At 40.9% G+C, this 21,779-nt stretch carries 17 protein-coding genes; 4 read left to right on the forward strand and 13 right to left on the reverse strand.

All coding sequences use genetic code 11. The annotated features are described in order from the left end of the window. Positions 1-45 precede the first annotated feature (45 nt). The 11 genes from BZZ03_RS08075 to rsgA form a co-directional block, all read right to left on the reverse strand. Complete coding sequence (locus BZZ03_RS08075; protein WP_086582969.1) at positions 46-7,764, reverse strand: LPXTG cell wall anchor domain-containing protein; 7,719 nt, start codon at positions 7,762-7,764, stop codon at positions 46-48. Between the two features lie 192 nt (positions 7,765-7,956). After that, entirely contained in the window at positions 7,957-8,274 is a 318-nt protein-coding gene (locus BZZ03_RS08080) for an ATP cone domain-containing protein (RefSeq protein WP_003133409.1), read from the reverse strand. A 205-nt stretch (positions 8,275-8,479) separates the two neighbouring features. Beyond that, entirely contained in the window at positions 8,480-9,088 is a 609-nt protein-coding gene (locus BZZ03_RS08085) for a nitroreductase family protein (RefSeq protein ID WP_086582970.1), read from the reverse strand. 149 nt (positions 9,089-9,237) lie between these two features. Continuing rightward, positions 9,238-9,867 carry a uracil phosphoribosyltransferase gene (gene upp, locus BZZ03_RS08090; protein ID WP_003133406.1) on the reverse strand — a complete coding sequence of 210 codons (630 nt, stop codon included), beginning with the start codon at positions 9,865-9,867 and terminating at the stop codon, positions 9,238-9,240. 74 nt (positions 9,868-9,941) lie between these two features. Next, positions 9,942-11,069, reverse strand: a complete 1,128-nt coding sequence (locus BZZ03_RS08095) for a cation:proton antiporter (RefSeq protein WP_003133404.1) — start codon at positions 11,067-11,069, stop codon at positions 9,942-9,944. A 90-nt stretch (positions 11,070-11,159) separates the two neighbouring features. After that, positions 11,160-12,029 (reverse strand): aldose 1-epimerase family protein, encoded by an 870-nt coding sequence (locus BZZ03_RS08100; protein WP_086582971.1) that lies wholly within the window; start codon positions 12,027-12,029, stop codon positions 11,160-11,162. A gap of 15 nt (positions 12,030-12,044) precedes the next feature. Further along, entirely contained in the window at positions 12,045-12,989 is a 945-nt protein-coding gene (locus BZZ03_RS08105) for a 3'-5' exoribonuclease YhaM family protein (protein WP_003133400.1), read from the reverse strand. 1 nt (position 12,990) lies between these two features. Further along, a complete protein-coding gene (locus tag BZZ03_RS08110; protein ID WP_061414427.1) occupies positions 12,991-14,277 on the reverse strand; it encodes a DNA recombination protein RmuC in 1,287 nt (428 codons plus the stop codon). Next, a complete protein-coding gene (gene rpe, locus BZZ03_RS08115; protein WP_086582972.1) occupies positions 14,274-14,933 on the reverse strand; it encodes a ribulose-phosphate 3-epimerase in 660 nt (219 codons plus the stop codon). The genes BZZ03_RS08110 and rpe overlap by 4 nt, the downstream gene beginning before the upstream one ends. Positions 14,934-14,941: 8 nt before the next feature. Then, on the reverse strand, positions 14,942-15,148 hold the full coding sequence (locus BZZ03_RS08120) for a hypothetical protein (protein WP_019292188.1): 207 nt from the start codon (positions 15,146-15,148) through the stop codon (positions 14,942-14,944). Beyond that, a complete protein-coding gene (gene rsgA, locus BZZ03_RS08125; protein ID WP_019292189.1) occupies positions 15,120-16,001 on the reverse strand; it encodes a ribosome small subunit-dependent GTPase A in 882 nt (293 codons plus the stop codon). The genes BZZ03_RS08120 and rsgA overlap by 29 nt, the downstream gene beginning before the upstream one ends. Positions 16,002-16,093: 92 nt before the next feature. Here rsgA and BZZ03_RS08130 point away from each other — a divergent pair, with 92 nt between their 5' ends. The 4 genes from BZZ03_RS08130 to BZZ03_RS08145 all read left to right on the forward strand — a co-directional run bounded on the left by BZZ03_RS08130 (position 16,094) and on the right by BZZ03_RS08145 (position 18,002). Then, entirely contained in the window at positions 16,094-16,675 is a 582-nt protein-coding gene (locus BZZ03_RS08130; RefSeq protein WP_231863414.1) for a DUF2975 domain-containing protein, read from the forward strand. 14 nt (positions 16,676-16,689) lie between these two features. After that, entirely contained in the window at positions 16,690-16,896 is a 207-nt protein-coding gene (locus BZZ03_RS08135) for a helix-turn-helix domain-containing protein (RefSeq protein WP_019292191.1), read from the forward strand. Positions 16,897-17,010: 114 nt separating this feature from the next. Next, positions 17,011-17,784 (forward strand): S24 family peptidase, encoded by a 774-nt coding sequence (locus BZZ03_RS08140; protein WP_086582973.1) that lies wholly within the window; start codon positions 17,011-17,013, stop codon positions 17,782-17,784. A gap of 23 nt (positions 17,785-17,807) precedes the next feature. Further along, positions 17,808-18,002 (forward strand): hypothetical protein, encoded by a 195-nt coding sequence (locus BZZ03_RS08145; protein ID WP_086582974.1) that lies wholly within the window; start codon positions 17,808-17,810, stop codon positions 18,000-18,002. Between the two features lie 151 nt (positions 18,003-18,153). Here the strand turns inward: BZZ03_RS08145 and BZZ03_RS08150 are convergent, their stop codons facing one another. Next, entirely contained in the window at positions 18,154-19,185 is a 1,032-nt protein-coding gene (locus BZZ03_RS08150; RefSeq protein WP_086582975.1) for a 3D domain-containing protein, read from the reverse strand. A 159-nt stretch (positions 19,186-19,344) separates the two neighbouring features. Beyond that, positions 19,345-21,753 carry a phenylalanine--tRNA ligase subunit beta gene (gene pheT / locus BZZ03_RS08155; protein ID WP_086582976.1) on the reverse strand — a complete coding sequence of 803 codons (2,409 nt, stop codon included), beginning with the start codon at positions 21,751-21,753 and terminating at the stop codon, positions 19,345-19,347. Between the last annotated feature and the right edge of the window lie 26 nt (positions 21,754-21,779).

The raw sequence follows: 21,779 nt of genomic DNA on the forward strand, positions 1-21,779 counted from the left end.
TCCGTATATCTTCTCGTTTTGAAACATTCTTTTCAAGAGTAGAGCTTACTCTTTTTTATTCTTTTTTCGTAAAATAGCTGCGCTGGCTAGAGCTGCTAAGCCAAGGATACCAAGTCCAGAGGCAACCATATCTCCTGTCCTTGGTAATTCTGCTCTTTCATCTACCTTCCTATCAGGAATTGGACTTGGAACTGTATCTGGTGTTGGTACTGGAGTCGGAACTCTTTCTCCCAAAGTCACAACAGCAAGCCCCTCACTAACCTCCCCTTCATAACGATTATGGTGCTCTGCTTGACGCGCAAAGAGGTAGTACTCTGTAGCCGGTATCAGACCTGTGAATGTTGTTGACTCTTGCCAATCCTCTGCGCCTAAATCTGCTGGGTTATTCGTTCTTGAAACCGCATATTCTATCACGTAAGGTCCGTAAGGTTCTGGGTCAAAAGCTCTAGCTGTGGCGACAAAGAGATTTTCCGCACCTGCTTCCCTAAAGGCAAATGGGTCAAAGCGGAAAGTCAGCACTTCAGATGGAGCAAGCTCAATCTCTGTTTCAGAGACACGAGCTGCTTGCGGTCGCGTTACCGGTAAACCTTGTGCTCTAGTAATTCGTCCAATCGTTTCCACTTCGTCATCCAAGATATACTCATAGTTTCGGTTGACATTGCCTTGTTCGTCACGTAGCTCTATCTGTACATCTGCGTTTTCGATAGTGTTGCCTTGCGCATCAATAAAGACCAATTCGTCCTCAGCAACGTGCGGTTGACCATTTACCAAACGGGACATTTGATCCACAAAGCTTAGCGTCAAGTAATAATCGCCGATAAGGTCCAGCACTTGACCGGTGTCCGCATTGCGCCATTTACCGGCTTGCCTATCATAATCATAAGACATATCTTCTGGCATGAAGCGATAATCATAGTTGAAGACACGTTCGGCTATTTTTCGACCATCATTAAGACTGAGGCGGATAGGTGTGATTCGACCTGTGAACAGGAGGTCCTCAACCTTAGACAATTGCTCATCAGTAAGTACGAAACGCTCATGTGTAAAGGCCTCAATACTTGTAACTACTTCTTTATCGATAATATTGCCATTATCGTAGGCGACATTCTTGTCTAGGAAACGAAGGGTAAGTTCTTCCAAATTCGCTCGTAAAAATTCGATATCTTCCCCTTGCGCATCTCGTAGGACAAGTTTGGGTTCAATCTGTATATCTTCTAGATTAATATCAGTACTGCCGTCATATGGGCGTACGATATGCCCCGATTGAATATAAAGGACAAAGGCTTCCATATCTTCTGGGTCCGTTGGCATTGGGCGCACGTCCGTGACAGTTGTTTGTTCAAGTGTCACTACCGAAGCAAGCCCCGAAATAATCGCTCCAGCATAACGGTTATGATGATCCGCTTGACGGGCAAAGAGGAAGTATTCTGTAGCTGGTGTCAAATCTGTAAAGAGCGTTGACGTCTGCCAATCAGCTGCTCCTAAGTCCTCTGGATTATCTGACAATGAAACCGCATATTCAATCTCGTAAGGCCCTGGGTCAAAGGCTGTAGTTGGCGCAAAAATATTTTCACTTCTTCCATCGGCTGTATCTGCATCACCAAAGCTGAAAGGTTCAAAGAGGAAAGGCATTTCTTCAAGTAAGGGTTGATGTTTCGTGAGAGTTGAGTGGAAAAGTTCAATCTCTGTTTCAGTGATGCGTGCCGCTTGTGGTCGCGTGACTGGTAAACCTTGAGCCTTGGTAATACGCCCTATCGTTTCAACATTCTCATCAAAAACATACTGATAGTTACGGTTGACATTACCTTGCTCATCCCGCAACTCTACACGAACATCTGCTCTTCCGATTTCATTGCCTTGCTCGTCAACAAAGACCAACTCATCTTCGCCAACGTGTGCTTGACCATTTGCCAAGCGTGACATCTGATCCACAAAAACTATCGTTAAATAGTAGTCGCCCAACACGTTCATCGGTTGGCCGGTTTCTACATTTGTCCATTTTTCTGGATTAGTAAAACCAGCTTCGATACCGTACTCGTAAAACTTATCTTCTACCGTGAAGTAGTAATCGTAATTGAAGACACGCTCTGCTATTTTCCGACCGTTAAAGCGTAGGCAAAGCGGGTCAATGATTTGGCTTTCAAATAATGGATTTACACGTTGTTCTGGTCGTGGCATGATAGTCGAAAGAGTCTGGCTTGTTGGAATCATTGCATGAAGTACGCGGTGGAGTGGCAATTGTAAATGATAATTGCCCGAGTTTACTCCAGAAATACTCCACTCGCCTGTCGCATGAACCGGCATAGCAACAACATTGTCCGCATCATCAAAACGTACATTCCTATCATCAAAGCGCGCTTCGCCCCTCTGGATAATAACACCATCATCTTCACGGTCGATAGGCAGGATAGGCAAGTCTGGCATAGACGAAATCACTGCATCTTCAGTGCCATCATAGGAACGCCTCTCGACCTGTCCTTGTGTCCAGCGAATCGACATTGGACTAATGGTTCCCGTCAGTAAGTTGTCACTCATCCATACTTTGAGGTCATTGCTCAAGGTTACATTTCGTGAATCAAGATAGAAACCGTCTATTGTGACTGTCTTCTCACTACCTGCATGACGATCCGCAAAGGCAATCGCATAATTGTTTTCGTCAAAACGGATAGAAATTCTTTCGTCCGTTTCCTTAATCTCAACCCAAAGCTCTGGGAAAGCTCTAATCGTCTGTCCTGGATTAACTGGATCAGGCCGTTCTGCAACTTCCCAATCTGTTTCGCCGTCGTAAATCTTATGAATCGTGCGATTTCCGCCAAGCCGAATGTCTTCCGCTGTAAGTTCCTGCGGTGTGATTCGTCCGGTGAAGAGCAGGCGCTCAATCTCATGTAAGCCATTGTCAGCAAGAGTGATGTTGTCATGCGTAAAGCCTGCAACACTTGTGAGAATGTCCTTGTCGATAATATTTCCGTTGTCGTATTCGACATCTTTGTCAAAGAAACGGACATCAAGATTTACCAAGTTAGCTAGTGAAAGTGCGATTTCTTTATCTTGTGCATTGCGGAGGGCAAAGACAGGTTCGATCCGCACATCTTCGTTGAGGTCAATCTCAGCGCTACCATTATATTGCCGTTGGATATAGCCTGTCTGGATGTAAAGGACGTTGGCTTCCATCTCATCTGGATCTGCTGGCATTGGGCGTACTTCTGTGACAGCAACTGGCTTGATGTTGGCTGGTCTGAACTCTGGTTGGTCTATTTCTCCTGCCTCGTAAGGACTTCCAAAAGTATAATTTTGCAGTGGATGATTAATGGCGTCCTCTGTCAACAGATTCCAGTTACCATCTGAATGGACCGCAATATCATCGCCGACTGCTGTCTGGTTAAATCTTGCCCAGCCTTTATCTACAGTAATGTAATCTTGGTCACGCGCAACGATAGAGACTTCATTTCTATTGCCATGACGTCCTAATTCAGGTTCGATAAGAATTTGGTGTACTTCATCAGTGCCATCCCACTCCTTGTTGGCAACTGTGCCGACTGTCCACTCAATATGACGTGGTGTGATTTGTGCCTCTTGATAGTCTAGGATTACCTGTATAGTATGCTCACGAATCTCTCCTTCATCCGCTGGACCGAAGAATTCATAGAGCTTCTCATCAAAGACAATATCGTAAAAGTTAAGCTCATTTGTGCCAGCATGTACTTCCTTAAAGTGCAGGCCTTTCACACGGTAAGGCAGTTGAATCTCATAACCCCCGTCAAGAACAATCGTAGCCACAAAGCTATTCTCAGCAATGTCAGTTGTACCGTCATATTCTCGGCTCTCAACAGTAAAGTTATAAACCATATCATACTTTTCAATGTCTAGTGGTAAGATTGACGCCCAAGTAGTACCAGAATCTGGAACGACATAGTTATTTTCATGCCTTGGGTCATCAAATACGACTTCTAAAGCCACATCATCGTGCCAGCTAAATTCATAGCTTCCTACCACTGAATTTGGGAAAGCAAGTCCATCTGCATCATACTCTACACCCACATGATTATCTAGGATATCATGTCCTGTTATTGCTGGGATTAAGTCTGGTGCGACAACTTCCCTAATATCAATTTCATCCGTATCGTCAAACGTACGTGATGGTATACGACCGCCCTCCCAGCGCAGGACACGCGGTGTGATTTTTGCCTCAAAGAGACTGTCGAAGTTAAAGTCATCAGCAAGCTTTTGGTTAGGACCAATCAAGTCATTCAGTTGCTCACGAACACCTGCATCATTTCCAATAGTCAGTGTATTCGCAAATATCACATTGTTATCGTTAAAGGATAGCTCCCAACTGTCAATCTCCAAGTTCTCGCCAGACAAGCGTGGCAGATGCGAGATATGCTCTTCCGTAACATGAGTTGTATCATCAAAGAGTTTGGTCGCAAAACCTGCTTGTGCACCAGCTATATCTCCCCAATGCTGTACCTCTTGAGCAGTTATTTCCCACTCAATAGTGGGAGAATCTCCTAAGCGATAGTTGGTATGGTAAGGTCCGTCAATATCCCAACCTACCAACTTCGAGCTTGCCGTACCTGCGTTAAGATTATTAACATGCGTAAAATCACCCTTAACTGCCGTTATTCTACTCCCCAACTCTTGGTCTAATACGACTTGCTTGTCATCAAGAACCGTGCGTAAAGTTGGCAGATTGAACTCGTCTCTTGCTGGGTTTATCGGCATACTTGTATATTCCCTGCTGTCGTTCTGTAAAGAGCCACCGGTGAAATGAACATCTAGCGGGTGAATCGTTGCATCAGCAAAGCTCGGGTTCAGAAGTGCGTTATGCAAGAAGTTGGGCATTCCGAAGGCAGATTGACCGAAAAGATTGTTTGGCATGTCAAAGCCAATCGTCCTTGCATCTGGATGCACCACTATGATATAGTTTTTCCTATTGGTACCTCCTCCAATGCTCCAATCTCCTGTAGCAGTAACTTCTTGTGCCACAATATTGCGATTTTCACGCCTAACATTTTTAGACGCGAATGCAGCTGACCCTCTGTTTACGACAAGAGCTTCAGAACCATCTTCATCTATAGCAAAGATACCAGTACTTCCATCACTTGCTACCAAAAGTTGTGGATATACTGAAATCTCGGCTGTGTCAGTTCCATCATAATCCTTGTCTTTCACCTCACCCATGCCCCAGAAAACCTCACGTGGCGTAATTTTGCCGAGGAAAAGTTCTCCACGTAGAGCCTCTTGCAAGTCTGAGGAAAGTTGAACAGGTTGATCCGTACTTCCCTGACTTTGTAAACCAATCGCTGAGTTTTCCAAAACTACCGAAACCAAACCAGATGTGACATGTCGCTCAGGAAAACGTAGAAGAGCAGCTGCTTCAAAGACAAACTGATAGGTATTTTCATCATACACACCTGTAATAGAAACATTAATTCGTGGCAAATTGTTCGTGTAAACATCTGTTGCATCATATTCACGATTAACCGGAGCTTTATCAAAAACAAGGCGGTCAATATCGTCAACATCTAGAACCAAAGGATGAATGGTCGCAGGATTAAAGGTCGGAGTGCCAACAATCTCATAGTTGAAATTACCAGCTATATTCTCATCCAGACGATTGAGCATACTTTCATCGAAATAAAGCCCTTCAATCTTCCACGTCCCCGGTAAACTTTGAGCAAACTGCAAACGTTCTGCCAAGTTAGTACCAAAGTCAACAGTAATGATATTATCGTCACCATCAACGAAACCAGTTAATTCAGGTGCTACAAATCTTATTACATTCGTAGTCCCGTCATAATCCTTGTCAGCGACAGTTCCTACGGTCCATGGGACTGGTCGAGGTGTAATTTCTGCATCGCTAAAGAGTCCGCCATTCTCTGCCAGAGTCTGAATTTTCGCTTCGAGTTCCTCACGGTATTCCGCTTCGAAAACTGTCAAATCTTCTGCGTTGAAAGCATCAGTTGCTCCAGCAGTGAAGTCCAAGGTCGTGTAAACATAAGGCGAGATTATGATTTTGTGAGTGCCTGCATGAGAGCCGGCAAATTTCAAATATTCACGCTCGATAACCAAGCTTGCTGTGGCAAAACGTTGCGTTCCACCAGGACTATCTCCCATGATTGCAAACTCAAAGACATATTCGTCTTGGGCACCCACGACAAGGTCAGTATTATCAAAAACCTTATTGGGCACACTTTGGAGTTGACCAATAGTCGTTGGCGTAAAACTGGCATCAGCAAGGCTTATCTGACCGTCGTAGAGACCATTTGCGTTAGGTTGATTACGTACCATTGACTGAGCGATGATGCTCTCGGTCAGTTGTTGGAGCAATTTTTCGCTAAGTTCTTCTGGAAGCGAAACCTCAGCAACGGCTTGCGCTACAGCTTCCTGAACTGCTGCACGCTGATCGCCATGTCCTGCCAGATGAACGAAAGAGGCCCAAAGTCCTGCTTGATCGTAAAGCAAACTCTCTACGGGCAGTTCAATCGTTAACAGTGGGGTGTCATCAATAATTTCACCGTTCGCCATTTCAATTTCAAAGGCAAGTGAGAGGTGCTCCTCGATATGTTTTACTGTCCGAGTTGCATCGAAAGGACGTGTCTCTACCCGACCACGATTGACCACGATATTTTGAAGCGCCACAGGTACATTTTCACGGACTTGTGCTTGCTCGAAAAGACCTGTGTTAGTAAAATTTTGTAAGGCAGAAAGGTCGACTTGATAGTACTGCCCTGTTGGGAGATTGGTTTGGTCATAAAGTTCGTCTTCAATAGCTCCACGTATCTTTTCCCAATCAACAGCTCCATAATTGATTTGTGACGGTCCAACAGTAGCTGTGCTTGCAAAGACGATGTCTGCTATGTTATCGGTAAAATCAAGACTTCCACTAAAACCTATCTCCGATAATTCCAAGTACGGCCATTGCATAACGTCAGCTTCTAGAGGGTCATTGACAAACTTGTCTGCAACCCTACCAAGACGAATATGTTCCTCTGTGATAGCGATTGGTACGAAAGGGTTAGGTGGTAAGACACCGCCATGGAGGCGGAAGGAGTTATCATGTCTGTGATGAGTATCACGTATATAAATGCCGATATCACCAAAGGAATCTTGCGGTATCCCCTCCAAAACAATAGCATATGTGTTACCACCTTCTGAACCAACGAGTTGCACATCCAAGAAACCATCACTGCTTATTATCCCTACTCTCAATTCCATGTCCTTAATCTGACCACCACCTAGAGTTGTAGAGCCGTCAGAAAGAGTTGTTGAAAACTCAATCCTAACACGAGTTTGGGTAGCCCACTGCACACTAAGAATAGCCGCATAAGGCCATGTATCTTTAACCGCCCAATCCCCTGCCAAAGGCACAATCCCCACATAGGCATCACTGGCCTCAAACTGAGTCAATCCCCCTTCAGAAAAACGTGGTGCCTCAAATTTTTGTGGCGCTTCAAAAGTAGCTGGAGTTTCGGAAATTTCCTGTATCTCCAGTTCTTCTAACACTTCGGTTTCTTTTTCTTCTTCATAATCTGCTTCAGCAGGCATTTCTGGCAAGACAACGTCTGCGATTTCCTGCTCAGGCATTTCGACAACTTGTTCGATACCGGGCACTTCTTCATCATGTCGGCCCCGGCTGAGTGTAGCTACAGGTGCACCTTTGGACATTACAAGTGGCAACATTGCAGCGACAGTGCCTGCTTTTTTAAGCCGCGCACGACGTATGGCTTGCTTCTTTGCTTTGATTACTTTTCTTTCTGTCATATATTCTTCTCCTGAAATCTTTGGGGAATCTCATGATACCGCTCGGATATAACGTAATGTTTCTCATATTACAAATTATATCAAAGATTAAAATTATAAAGAAGTAATATTACACTCATTTATTTTTAATTAAGGAACACAAAAAGCAGATTCTTTGAGAATCTGCTTTTTATGTTCAATCTAGTCTGGCTATTAGTGCTTACGATTAATTTCTTGTTTCACTTTATATTCAAGGAAATCTTTTGCCACTTCTTTGTCAAAGTCATTGAGCTGATTGACCACTTGGTTTTGAATTGTGTCAATCTCAATCTTATCAAAAGGAATTTCAGCGATGACTTTCTCAACAACCTTGGCAACATTGTTGGCAATCATATTGGCATGCAAGGGTTTGTCTTTGTATTTTCCATTAATTGCAGCTTTAAAAACTGCTGTTTGTATACGAAATGAATCCCAATCGACAACGCGACCATTACGTTTTATCACTACTTTATTGAGCAATTTTGCTTCCATATCTTCTCCTTTATGTGCTGTATCTTGCGTCCTTAGTTCTAAGGAATTTTTCGAAATCATATTTTGGCTCATATCTTGATTATCTCAAAATATTTTATTGCCTCAAACAGTAGCAACGCTAGTCTTTTTCGAGTAGTATTACTTTCTTTTATTATAGCAAATTATCATTTTTCCTACAAAAAAAAGCCCTAAGGCCTTTATTAACTTATTTTACGATAATGAAACGATCATCATCTGCCATGTAAGTTTTTTCTCCTGCTTCGTCTTCGATAGAACCGAATACGAGTTGACCACGTAGTTTCCAGTTTGCTGGAACGTTCCATTCTTTAGCAACTGCTTCATCAATAACTGGATTATAGTGTTGCAAGTTTGCCCCAATACCAAGTTCTGCAAGCGCAGTCCATGCATTGACTGAAGTAATACCTGAAGCTTGCTCGCTCCATACTGGGAAGTTGTCTGCATAAAGGGCAAATTGTTCTTGCAAACCTTTTACAACGTCTTGATCTTCGAAGAAGAGGGCTGTACCATAAGCTGCTTTGAAACCATCAAGTTTTGCTTTTGTACCTTCCCAAGCTGACTCAGGAACACCTTGTGCTTTCATTGTTGCTTTCAATTCGTCAGCCACGATTTGGCCCCAAAGTTTTTCTTGCGCCTCACCTGTAACGATAAGTACACGTGTTGTTTGGCTGTTGAAAGCTGATGGGCTGTGTTTTACTGCTTCTTTAATTGTTTCGATAGCTTGGTCTGGATCTTTAACATCTTTACCAAGTGCGTAGATTGAACGACGATTTTTGAGTGAGTTGATAAATGACATAGTAATGTCTCCTTTTATTTTCTTATTTATGTTTACAAGTGTAATCTTAACACATAAATTTACGTTTGTAAACTATTTAGCTCAGGATTATTATTTTTTTATAAAAAAAACGCTAGAAAGCTTTTACTCTCCAACGTCTTAAAGTTTTATTATTTTGTTCCGAACAAACGGTCTCCAGCATCACCAAGTCCTGGAACGATGTAGCCATGTTCGTTAAGGTGATCATCAAGTGCTGCAACATAGATATCAATATCTGGATGCGCTTCTTGTACTGCTTTTACACCTTCTGGTGCTGCAACAAGACAAACGAACTTGATATTGTTAGCATTACGCTTTTTAAGGCTATCAATTGCAAGAATTGCTGAACCACCTGTAGCTAACATTGGATCAACCAAAAAGATTTGGCGCTCAGCGATATCTGTTGGGAGTTTAACCAAGTATTCAACTGGTTTGAACGTTTCTTCATCACGATACATACCAATGTGGCCCACGCGCGCTGCTGGGATAAGTTTCAAGATACCATCTACCATACCGATACCTGCACGAAGAATTGGCACAACTGCTAATTTCTTCCCTGCAAGTTCTTGCGCAGTCATGTGCGCAACAGGAGTATCAATTTCGACATCTTGTACAGGCAAGTCACGAGATACTTCATAAGCCATAAGCATACCAATCTCGTCAACGAGTTCGCGGAACTCTTTTGTTGAAACGTCTGCACGACGCAAGATTGAAAGTTTGTGTTGGATAAGTGGATGTTTTACTACTTGACAGTTTGACATAAGAAACCCCTTCATTTTATATACTTTGACTATTTTATCATTTTTCTTGTCATAAGTCTGTTATTATTGTTATTTTAGTCTTTTTTCAAAGAGAGCTTGATTAGGAACGGTGCAATCAGCGTGCTGAGGATAATCACGATAACCAGCTCTGAATAAATATCGCTATTAATCACTTGTGAAGCAAGACCAATCTGCGCGATGATTAAAGCCATTTCACCACGAGAAACCATTCCTGTACCAACCAAGGCACTGTCTGAGCTTGTAAGTCCTGTTGATTTCCCGATGAAATAAGCCGGAATAAACTTCGTCAATACGGCTAATAAAGTAAAGAAGAGAATCAAGATTGGATGTTCAAAGATGCTCTCGAAAGTTACGGAAATCGCAATGGAAACGAAGAAAACTGGGATGAAGACGACATAAGCAATAGCGGAACTGTATTCCTCAATCTTATGAGAAACGTCTGTTTGACTTAAAGCTAATCCAGCAAAGAAAGAACCAATCACAGCTGACATACCCGCTGCATCAGCAAGGAGGCTTAAAACCAAACAAAGAATGAGCGCCGCTGTTGTATTTTTTGCGTAGACCGGAAGTTTCTCCACAAAGCGCCAAACTTTAGGGATTGACTTGTGTACCAAGACAAGGAAAAGAAGGAAGAGAAATTCCATGAAAAACTGCTTTGGCAAGTTGCCAGAAGAGCTTTGTGTAGATGTGAAGATAGATAAAGCTAAAACAGCCAGAATATCGTCTACAACAGCCGCACCCAAGATAATAGAGCCTGCCTTTGTGGAAAGCTTACCGTATTCTTGCAAAACTTCAACTGTAATCGAGACAGAGGTTGCTGCAAAGACGATACCATAAAAGATAGCCGTTGAGAAGGCATAGCCCATCATCGTTGTTACGCCCCAGAAAACCAGTAAAGGAACAAGGACACCCGCTAGGGCAACCAGTAAAGCAGGTTTAAAGTTTTTCTTTAAGACCCCTAGGTCACTCTCTAGCCCTGCCAGAAACATGAGCAGAATCACCCCAATTTCGGAGAGGACCTCAATGGTGTGTCCTCCTTGCAACCATCCCAAAGCAGCAGGTGCTAAGACAATACCAATCAGTATTTGACCGACTACTGCGGGAATTCTTATTCTTCTTGCGATTAAAGTTGCGACTAATGAAGCCACTAAAATCAGTGTAAGTTGGAAAATATCATTCATACTTTCTATTATAGCAATTTACAGCTGCTTTTTCTCGCGGTCTTTCTTAAAAATTTAGAAAAAGATAGACTTACTGTCTATCTTTTTGTCTTAGTTTATTTCAATGACATATTCACAGCTAAAAGTTTCATGTGGAGCAAGTTGATTCATCCCAAATTTTTCGGTAAGTTCGCCTGTTGTGCTAACTTCATCTGCTATACCAGCCCAAGGTTCGATACAAACAAAAGGAGCTTCAGCTGGATAGGGACTCCAAAGACCAAAGAAAGGCATATTTTCCCAAGTGACTTTCACACTTCGACTATCTAAACGGTTTGTTAAAGCCACTGACATCTCATCTGATGATGTATAAACGAGCGCATCTTTAGAAAAGCGTTCATGGTTCAGTGCTATATCACTCACCTCAACCTCAGATTGCTCTTCTCTCTTAAGCGTACCCGTTGGTAAATCTAAAGGAATAAATGTACGTTTTTCGGCTGGGGCTATCGTCAAGGTGTAATCTTCAAAGCTGCCTTTTTCGAGAGGAACATTAAAGGCTGGATGAGCACCCACGCCAAAAATCATCGTCTTTTCATCTTTGTTTTCCACTTGATAACGTACGCGCACTTGATTTCCTGTCAATTTGTAACTTACCTTAAAGCTAAATTCAAAAGGATATTGTGCAAGTGTATCAGCATTCGAGGTAATTTCATAAACCAACTCATCCTCTTTTTCCTGTACGAGTTTGAATTCTGTATCACGTGCAAAGCCGTGTCCTGACATCTCATAGTTTTTACCTGCGTAGCTGTAATGTCCGTCTTTTAACTTCCCAACAATCGGGAAAAGAACAGGAGCATGACGTCCCCAAAACGCTGGGTCTGCTTGCCAAAGATATTCGATATCCTCTTTTTGAACAGAGTGTAATTCTGCACCAAAAGTGTCAACTGCAACCGTTAATGTATTATTTTTAAGTGTGTGTTTCATCTTTTCTTCTTCTCTTTAGTTATCTAATGGTTTATAAAAGTTACGATTTTCCAAGGCAAAGACGCGTTGACTTGATTGTCCCGGTTCAACATTATTTAGAGCGGTCATCATCATCATCATGCTAGCATCCATCATATCAATCTGATGAATGATTTCTGCTTCCATGATTTTAGGGCGGACAGGACTGCCATATTCTAACTGGCCGTGATGACTCAGTAAGACATGACGCAGTAAAAGCAAGTCCTCTTTTTCATCACTGATGTCAAGTTCGATCGCTGCTTTACTGACTTCTTCATCGATAAGAACGATGTGTCCTAAGAGATTTCCACGCAACGTATAACTTGTGTTTTCATAACCAGTAAACTCTAAACATTTGGCCATATCATGCAAAAGAATACCTGCAAACATCAAAGATTCATTGAGCTGTGGATAAACTTCACATACTTTTTCGGCCAGTTGGAGCATCGTGGTTGTATGATAAGCTAATCCACCTTCAAAGGCATGATGATTGGTTTTCGCAGCAGGAAACTGATAAAATTCACGGTCAAATTTTTTCAAGATATGACGAACGATACGATTCCATGTTGCATTTTCAATACGGAAAACAATACTTTCAACATATTTACGGAGATCCGTCTCATTTACCGGTGATTTTTCACGATAATCTGCAGGGTTAGCTGGTTCGTTACCTTCCGGCAAACGTAGGCTAATTCGATTGACCTGCGGCATACCGTTGTAGAGTTCTTTTAAGGCTTTCATATGAACCACACGCCCCGCAACAAACTGCTTAACAGCTTTAGGATTGGCATCCCAAATATTGCCCGAGATTGTTCCTGTCCGATCTTGAAAAACAATCGCAAGGAAATCCTTACCTGCGCGTGTTCGACGAAGCTCGACTGATTTTATCAGGTAGAATCCTTCAAAAAATTCTCCCATAGCTATGTTTTTTATCAGAACCATCTTAGTCCCCTTCTATTTCTAAAAGCGCAGCACTCGTGTCTTTGTCAACGGCATCAATCGTGCGCAATTTACGATTCATGACATTCGTTCTTGTCGTAATCAGCGTATTGATTTCTTTTTCGGACTGTTGCAAACGTTCGTGAACTTTCTTAAGCGAGGTTTCAAACTTACCAAATTCGGTTTTAACAGCCCCAAGCATTTCATAAACTTCACTTGATTTTTGTTCTATCTGTAAGGTCTTAAATCCCATTTGCAAGCTATTCAAGACTGCTGTCATGGTTGTTGGACCAGTAACATTTACCTTATAATCACGGCTGAGTTGCTCATAAAGTTCTGTGTTATTTACCACTTCCATGAAAAGCCCCTCAATAGGTAAAAACATGATTGCAAAGTCGGTTGTCTTTGGCGGTAAGATGTATTTCTCCGAAATTGATTTTGCCTGAGCTTTAACCGCGGCAAACAAGGCTTTTCGTGATGCTTCAATCGCTAGCATATCGTTTGTTTCAAGCGCAGTTTGCAGGCGTTGGTAGTCTTCCAAAGGAAACTTTGAGTCAATCGGCAATAAAACATCACTGCCTGCTACTTTACCAGGCATGATAACCGCAAAGTCTACTGCATTTCGGTCTTGAATGTTGACTTGCTCCTGGTACTGACTTGAGGTGAAAATTTGCTCTAAGATACGGCCAAGTTGTACCTCGCCAATAATACCTCGTGTCTTCACACCCGTCATTACTTTTTGTAGGCTATCGACATCACTGGCTAGGTTACGCATCTCGCCTAATCCTTTATCAACTGAAGTCAGAAGATTTGTGACCTGTTCAAAGCTTTGGGAAATCCTTTTGTTTAATGTTTCCTGAAGCTTTTCATCCACCGTATTCTGAATTTGACTGAGCTTTTTATCATTGGCTTCTTGCAGCTCCTGAAACTTACGGTCAAATTTATCCGTAATAGCTGCTGACATTTCTGCTAAGTTAAGCGCAATTTTATCTAGTTTTTGCTCGTTGGAACTTTGTAAATCCTTAAACTGGTAATCAAATTTAGCATTGATATTTTCTGTCAGATTTCCTAAGTTTGCATTCATATTATGCGATAAGCTTGAAACTGTTCCGGAAATTTCTTGGCGATTTTGCCCCAACTGTTGCGACATTTCTATACGTAACTCTGTCAGGTTTGAAGACAGATTTTCGACCCGCGCATTCAGTTTGGTGTTAGACGTTGGCTTTTTGAAAAAATTAGCAATTCCGATCAGAACGGCCAAAATCAAAAGAATAATAATGACGACGTTCATAATCTATCTCTTAACTTTTGAATGTTATCAGCTACATCGCCTTTAAAGACAAAAGATCCAGCCACAAATACATTGGCACCTGCTTCACGTGCTTGATCAACTGTTTTATCATCAATGCCACCGTCAACTTCAATATCAAATTCTAGATTGTTAGCCTCACGCAATTTCACAAGTTCACGAATTTTATCCATCGTTTCAGGGATAAAGGCTTGACCTCCAAAACCAGGATTGACAGTCATCACTAAGACCATATCCACCATGCCAAGAACAGGTTCAATCGTTGAAACAGGTGTTCCTGGGTTAATAACCACGCTTGCTTTCATCCCGGCTGCTTTAATCTTTTGCAATGCACCATGGATATGTGCTGTTGCTTCAACATGAATACTCATGATATCCGTACCAGCTTTCGCAAACTCTGTGACGTATTTTTCTGGATTTTCGACCATCATGTGCACATCCAAAACCATATCTGTATGTGGGCGAAGTGCAGCAACGACACCAGAGCCAAAAGTCAAGTTGTCAACAAAATGACCATCCATAACATCAATGTGTACATAATCAGCACCAGCAGCTTTAATCTTTGCGACTTCTGCTGTAAAAGCACCAAAGTCAGCAGCGAGAATAGATGGTGCGATTTTATTTGTATATTGTTTCATGTTTCCTCCTATTTTTTCAAGCCAAAGAAAGCTTTATTGATTTGGTATAAACCCCAAATAGTTAAGACAACAAGCAAGCCAAAAAGTGGCCACTTCCAATCTCCTAAACTATTTTTAAACAGAATGATAAGGCCCCAAAGAATCACTAAACCTAAAAAGCCGGCTTGCTTCATCCAAATGTTCCCTTTAATTTTGTTTTTTTCTTTGTTTGGCATAAGTTTCCCTCGTGTTGTTTATTTCAGTTAATAATTGTAGGTAGTTCTCATAACGGCTCGCTAAAATCCTACCTTCTTCAAGTGCTTCTTTGACAGCACAAGAAGGTTCATGTGTATGGGTACATTCTCTAAACTTACACCCATGACTTTCTCGTAAAATTTCTGGAAAGGCCGCATTTAAATCGGGTTGGTTAGAGACATCATAGTCTAGATTTGAAAATCCTGGGGTATCTGCAATTAAGCCTGATGCCACTTCAAAGAATTCCACATGACGCGTAGTGTGACGTCCACGTCCTAGTTTGTCTGAAGTTTCTCCCGTAGCCAAGTTCATACCTGGCGCAATTAGATTCAACAAAGTTGTTTTTCCAGCGCCCGTTTGCCCCATAAAGACCGTAACTTTATCTGCTAATACTTCTGTCAGTTCTTTCCAGTCAAAGAAAACTTGATAGCCAATCGTTTCATAATTTTTTTTGAACTGTTCATACTCACTGACATCCTCAAGCAAATCTAGTTTCGAAATGTAGATGAGAGGCTGAATATCTTTATGTTCCAAAAACACAAGAAAGCGATCCAACAGGTTCAAGGAAAAATCAGGATTAACCGTTGACATGATGATGACAGCCTGATCGATATTCGCAATGGAAGGACGAATCAAGCTGTTTCTGCGTTTGTGTATATCTAAGATATAACCTTCTGAATTTTCTTCAGCTGAAAAGTCCACAAAATCACCAACGATTGGTTTCATCCCTTTCTTACGAAAGTTACCACGCGCTCGCGTTTGATAAACTTGTCCCTCAGATTCTACATTGTAAAACCCTGCTAAAGATTTAATAATACGTCCTTTTTTTACCATACTGATATTTTAACACATTTCATATAATTATTATTCTCTGCTCCTTGAAACCCTTACGACTATCTCTCTTATAAAAAACAATTGTTCTTTGAATGATACATCTATACGTACAAAACCATAGTCAACTCATATCGCAAAACGATATTTTCATCTTGACAATCAATCATCCATCACTTATAATGAACAACATGAAAGAAATATCGAAAATTAAGACCACCTTTCTCAAGGTTGCACTTGTACCTGTTATTGCATTTATCCTTTTTTTCTTTGTTGTTTTGACACAAGGGCTCATCAGTTCCTACTCTGATCATGATATTTATTTTGTAAAAATTCTCTTTTATTTGGCGCTTTACATAGCTGCGGCCCTATCTCTTGTCGTAACGATTTTTGTCTATCGTATACTGTTACTTATTGAGCGTGGTACAGCCTTTACTGAGCCGGCCTTAAAGATAATTTCTACTATTAAAAAATTATCATTTGCAACTTTCTTTGTGCTTCTTGGAATTTTACCTATGACCTATCACATCATCGAGGTGATTCATGCACCGGTAATTATGGTTATTGGTGTAGCCATTAGTGTTACTCCTTTAATCGTTGCTATCTTTATTGCAACAATTGAAAAGCTCCTGCAAAGTGTCATTCAGATTAAGTCAGAAAATGACCTCACGGTTTAAGAAAGGAGTATAAAATGGCAATAAAAGTACATATAGATCGAATGCTTGTAGAGCGTGAAATGTCTGTGACTGAACTTTCAGAACGAGTGGGTATCACAATGGCTAACATTTCTATTTTAAAAAATGGTAAGGCTAAAGCAATACGCTTCTCTACACTTGAAGCACTTTGTAAAGCACTCGACTGTCAACCTAAAGATCTCCTTGAATATCGAGAAGATTAATAAATGCAAGGAAGCAAGCCCGCTTCCTTTTATTGACTCATTCAATTTTTTAGCTTGACTTCTATTCTATTTTAGCTTATAATATTGATAAATTCAATAAAAGAGGATGGAAGCATGAATCTAGGACAAACCTTAAAAAAGCTACGTAAAGAACATCAGTTTACTCAAAAAGACATTGCCAAGATGCTTGACATCACTCAAGGGACTTATGCGCTTTGGGAGAAGAAAACCAGTAATCCTGCTTTAGAAATGATTACTAAACTTGCAGATATTTACAAAACACCTATTGATCTTATCCTCAACGAAAATCAAGAGCATTCTCCTTTTATTGAGCTTCTCGATATTTACAAACAGTTAGATACTGAACAGCAAAAGAATGTCTTGAATTTTTCACAGTTTCTTGCCAGTCAGAAACCACAACCTATTCCTGACTCAGATAATATCATTCCTTTACGTACTTACCGTCGTGAGGAACTATATACGATTGAGGTAGCTGATGAGCAATTATCTGCTGGTTTTGGTCAGGCTCTGAATGACACCCAAGAGACTTACACCATCTTTACAGATGTACGTCCAGGCCGTTATGACGGTGCTGCACGCATCAAAGGAGACTCTATGCAACCAGAGTATCCTAACTTCTCTATTGTCACCTTTGTTACGACTGGTTTTGATAGAGATGGCGATATTTATGTCATTTCAGAGGGCGGACCCGGAGAAGAACAGCTGTATTGCAAGCAAGTTTTTCGAGACGGAGAAAGTTTCCGCTGTCACTCACTCAACACCGATCCGCAATACAAGGATTTTTACTTAGATGAAGAAACTTCAAGAATCGTCGGCCCTGTCGTTGATTGTATCGAAGAAATAACCCCCGAATTAATCGAGAACTAAGAATATTATAAAAGAAGGTCACAATGGAATTTATAGAAATTGTTTTAATGTTTGGTGGAATGGGCTTAGGTTTTGCGGCGCTCTATGAAATAGCCCTCTGGTTCAGTCCTGAGGAGCGAGATTTTCGTAAGACTAAAAAAGTAAAACAAGTTGAAGCTCAAAAATTCATCACTCTGCCAACGGCGATAAAGTTAAAAACTGGTCAGAAAGTTTCATGAAAGAAAGATAAGTGCAGCCTTAGCTCACAAAAAAAAGCCCAAGAAGACTTTGAATAACCTCTTCTTGTGCTTTTTTTAGTACTCATAAATGCAAAAGAAAAAGCATACTTAAAGTAGTTTTGAAAGGCTACTGTAGATATGCTTTTGTTTGTTAAGCAAGTACATTAATCTGAATTGTTTTACGACCCCAAGCTTGCGCTTGAGCTGTTGTTGGAAGGTGAACATCAATAATATTTCCCTTGATAGCTCCTCCTGTATCACCTGCAATAGCAATGCCATAACCTGGGACTTCAACCATCTTTCCTAAGGGAATGACAGAAGGATCTACAGCAATACACATTGGATTTTGGTGCAAGTTAATCCCTGTAGCTGTGATAAAACCTAAGCCGTTATCTGAGGAGTAAGCTGTAGCCGAAACAGTCAAGGAAGTTCCACCATCACTACTCGGAGCTGTAATCGTCGTATCTTTAGGCTCCGAAACTTGAGGTGCTTCATTTTTCTTTGAAGCCAACGGCTCTATTTTAGGCTGATCTGCATTCTCGTCTACTGTTGTATCTTTAGCCATTTCTGCTTTGGCTTTCATCTCCTCCAGTATGTTTTGGTTATCAGCCATTTTATTTTTTAGGGTATGAATACTCTCTTCAAGGTTCTCCGCTTGCTCTTGGTAGTCTGCCTGAGCAGTTTTTAACTCATCTTTGGTTTGCATAAGTGAGCTTTGCATTGTTTCCAAATTTTTCTGCGTGTCAACTAAGTCCTTAGCTTGCGCATCCTCAGCTCTTAATATCACACTCAGGTTTGTCCAAGCCTGTATTGCTTCATGAAAATCATTAGCATTCAATACTACATTAAGAACAGAAGCTGAAGCTCCACCGTGAGCTTGCATGGCACGCATTTGCTTCGCTACTGTTTCTTTTAAAGAATTGTATTTTCCCTCAGTTCTTTCAATTTCTTGATTCAGACTTGCAATCTTTTCTTGCGTTGTTTTTAGCTTATTTTGCGAATCAGTTGCTTTTGCGTAGATAGCATTTGTCTGAGAAAGTTCTGAGTTGAGCTGTTGTTGAAAGTTCTCGATATCTTTATTAATCGTACTTTCGTCAGCTTTAGCAACTTGTAGGCCCATTGTCAGCATTCCGACTGACAGTCCAAGTAAAGTTGCACCTTTTTTCCAATTGTTCTTTTTCATATTTTACTATTTTAACACAAAAAGAACGCAGGTTGATGTCAAATACATTACACAGAGACATACAAACTTAATGTAAACCGCTTTTATTAATACTTTATCTCTTGACTTTTTTTAAAACTCATAATAAAAACCTTAGAATATACTTCTAAGGTTTTTCATTTAACGGATTTCAACCGCTAAAGTTTCTACAAGATTTTTCGTGATTTTTGCCATTGCTTTTGCAATTTCTTCTTCTGTCATTGTCTTTTCACGACTTTGGAAAGTTAAGCTATAAGCCATTGATTTCTTACCTTCTGGTAAGTTTTCACCTTGATAAATATCAAAGAGCTCAACTTTGCTTAATGTTTTAACTTTACTTGAAGTGATTGTTTCTACGATTTCAGCATGTGTTTTCTCTGCATCAACTAGCATCGCAATGTCACGATGCACAGCTTGAACTTTTGGAATTTCCACAAAGACTGTCTGCGCTGGTGCAAGCTCAAGCATTGCATCCAAGTCCAGTGAAGCCACATAAGTTTCTTTCACATCATAAGCTTTTGCTGTTGCAGGATGAACTTGCCCAACGAAACCAACTTGACGGTCACCTAAAAGAATACGTGCAGTACGCCCTGGGTGCATTTCTTTGACTTCGGAATAAGCTTCAAAAGCAAGGTTGTCATAACCTGCTAAGAGTTGTTCAACAATAGCTTTTGCATAATAAAAGTCCACAGCTACAGCATCAGAACTGTAGGTTTTGTCTTCTACATTTCCAGAAATAGCAAAGGCAAGATGTGGAATTTCAAGAGGACGTGTATCTTCAGAATCTGTCGCTACAAAAATATTGCCTACTTCATAAATTGCAACATCTGCATTTTTGCGGTTTTGATTGTAATTAACAATATCTAAGAGACCCGGAATTTGACTGCCACGTAAGGTTTGACGATCTTCTGTCATGGGTAATATCAACGATGTTGTTGGCCCTTGTTTTTCTACAAATTCTTGCGCTTTTTCTGCTGTGGTTAAAGAATAACCAATAACTTCTGAAAGTCCTGCCGCTTCAACGTTTGTGCGTACCTTGCGACGTAATTTTTGCATGGCAGTTAATTCACCTGCTGTCGCACCTGAAGGTAGAGTACTAGGTAAATTATCATAGCCATAAATACGAGCTACTTCTTCCACGATATCGGCTTCAATCTTGATATCCCAACGGCGTGAAGGAATTTGAATATTAAATTGTCCTTCTTTTTCTTGTGTTTCAAAACCAAGTTGCGCTAAAATCGCAAGTACTTCTGCATCTTCAAGTGATGTTCCTAAAGCCGCATTGATACGGCCCAAAGTAATGTTAACTTCTTGAAGCTTGGGCATGAAGTCATTTGACTCTACCACACCTGAGAGAATCTCTCCACCAGCCAGTTCTTGAATCATGGCTGCTGCAAAGTCTAGTGCTTCACGTACGGTACCTTGGTTGATTCCTTTTTCAAAACGGCTTGAAGATTCTGAACGTAAGGCAAACTTATGTGAAGTTTTACGGATTGAAGTGCCGTTGAAAAGTGCAGCTTCTAAAGCTACTGTGACTGTTTGATCAGTAATTTCACTGTCAAAGCTACCCATGACACCTCCAAGAGCTACCGGTTGTCCATTAGCTGTAATTACGATATCCTCAGGACTAAGTTCACGCTCTTGCTCGTCGAGAGTAACGATCTTCTCTCCTTGATCCGCCTGACGCACCACAATTTCATCTGCACCAAACTTATCAAAATCAAAAGCATGAAGCGGTTGGCCGTAGTACATCAAAACATAGTTGGTTACGTCAACGACATTATTAATGGGGCGAATACCAGCATTCATCAAGGTATTTTGTAGCCAAAGTGGTGATGGAGCAATTTTGACATTTTCAATCATACGAATTTTGTAAGTCGGAACTTGTTCTGTACTTGTTTCCACTTTTACAGCTACCTTGTCAGCCGCTTTTTTGGCTACTTCGGTTACCGTTTTTTCTTCAAAGTTGACTGTTTTACCATAGATAGCTGCTACTTCATAAGCAACACCACGCATTGACATTGCATCAGCACGGTTGGCCAAGATATCGGGTTCGATAATTTCATCATCTAAGTCAAGATATGGCAAGATACTGTCACCAATCACTGCATCTTCAGGTAAAATATAGATACCATCTTCATGCTTCATTGGATTAACAGATTCAGGAATACCAATTTCATCAAGTGCACACAGCATTCCTAAGGAAACGATACCACGGATTTTTCCTTTTTTGATTTTATAGTTATCCGCGATACGTGCACCCACAAGTGCTGTAATGACTTTAATTCCAGCTTTGACATTTGGAGCACCACAGACGATTTGGAGCGGTTCTTCTTCACCAACATCAACTTGGCAAATATGTAGATGTGTTTCAGGTACATCTTCACAAGTCAAGACTTGACCGACAACAATTTTTGACAAACCTTGTCCTGGTACAGTTACACCTTCAATTTCAATACCTGAAAGTGACATTTTTTCTGCCAAATCAGCAACAGGAACATCATCAAGACCGTTGACTAATTTTTTTAACCATTTATATGATACTAACATTTTATTTTTCCTTTTATTCCGTTTTC

This window comes from Lactococcus petauri (assembly GCF_002154895.1).
Classification (GTDB): domain Bacteria; phylum Bacillota; class Bacilli; order Lactobacillales; family Streptococcaceae; genus Lactococcus; species Lactococcus petauri.

Bases quoted from the DNA above. Each gene is read 5' to 3' on its own strand.
- BZZ03_RS08150 (WP_086582975.1), bottom strand. From the start codon at position 19,185: ATGAAAAAGAACAATTGGAAAAAAGGTGCAACTTTACTTGGACTGTCA.
- BZZ03_RS08140 (WP_086582973.1), top strand. From the start codon at position 17,011: ATGAATCTAGGACAAACCTTAAAAAAGCTACGTAAAGAACATCAGTTT.
- BZZ03_RS08105 (WP_003133400.1), bottom strand. From the start codon at position 12,989: ATGGTTCTGATAAAAAACATAGCTATGGGAGAATTTTTTGAAGGATTC.
- BZZ03_RS08095 (WP_003133404.1), bottom strand. From the start codon at position 11,069: ATGAATGATATTTTCCAACTTACACTGATTTTAGTGGCTTCATTAGTC.
- pheT (WP_086582976.1), bottom strand. From the start codon at position 21,753: ATGTTAGTATCATATAAATGGTTAAAAAAATTAGTCAACGGTCTTGAT.
- BZZ03_RS08080 (WP_003133409.1), bottom strand. From the start codon at position 8,274: ATGGAAGCAAAATTGCTCAATAAAGTAGTGATAAAACGTAATGGTCGC.
- BZZ03_RS08120 (WP_019292188.1), bottom strand. From the start codon at position 15,148: ATGCCAAACAAAGAAAAAAACAAAATTAAAGGGAACATTTGGATGAAG.
- BZZ03_RS08130 (WP_231863414.1), top strand. From the start codon at position 16,094: ATGATACATCTATACGTACAAAACCATAGTCAACTCATATCGCAAAAC.
- BZZ03_RS08075 (WP_086582969.1), bottom strand. From the start codon at position 7,764: ATGACAGAAAGAAAAGTAATCAAAGCAAAGAAGCAAGCCATACGTCGT.
- BZZ03_RS08135 (WP_019292191.1), top strand. From the start codon at position 16,690: ATGGCAATAAAAGTACATATAGATCGAATGCTTGTAGAGCGTGAAATG.
- BZZ03_RS08145 (WP_086582974.1), top strand. From the start codon at position 17,808: ATGGAATTTATAGAAATTGTTTTAATGTTTGGTGGAATGGGCTTAGGT.
- BZZ03_RS08110 (WP_061414427.1), bottom strand. From the start codon at position 14,277: ATGAACGTCGTCATTATTATTCTTTTGATTTTGGCCGTTCTGATCGGA.
- BZZ03_RS08100 (WP_086582971.1), bottom strand. From the start codon at position 12,029: ATGAAACACACACTTAAAAATAATACATTAACGGTTGCAGTTGACACT.
- BZZ03_RS08085 (WP_086582970.1), bottom strand. From the start codon at position 9,088: ATGTCATTTATCAACTCACTCAAAAATCGTCGTTCAATCTACGCACTT.
- rpe (WP_086582972.1), bottom strand. From the start codon at position 14,933: ATGAAACAATATACAAATAAAATCGCACCATCTATTCTCGCTGCTGAC.
- rsgA (WP_019292189.1), bottom strand. From the start codon at position 16,001: ATGGTAAAAAAAGGACGTATTATTAAATCTTTAGCAGGGTTTTACAAT.
- upp (WP_003133406.1), bottom strand. From the start codon at position 9,867: ATGTCAAACTGTCAAGTAGTAAAACATCCACTTATCCAACACAAACTT.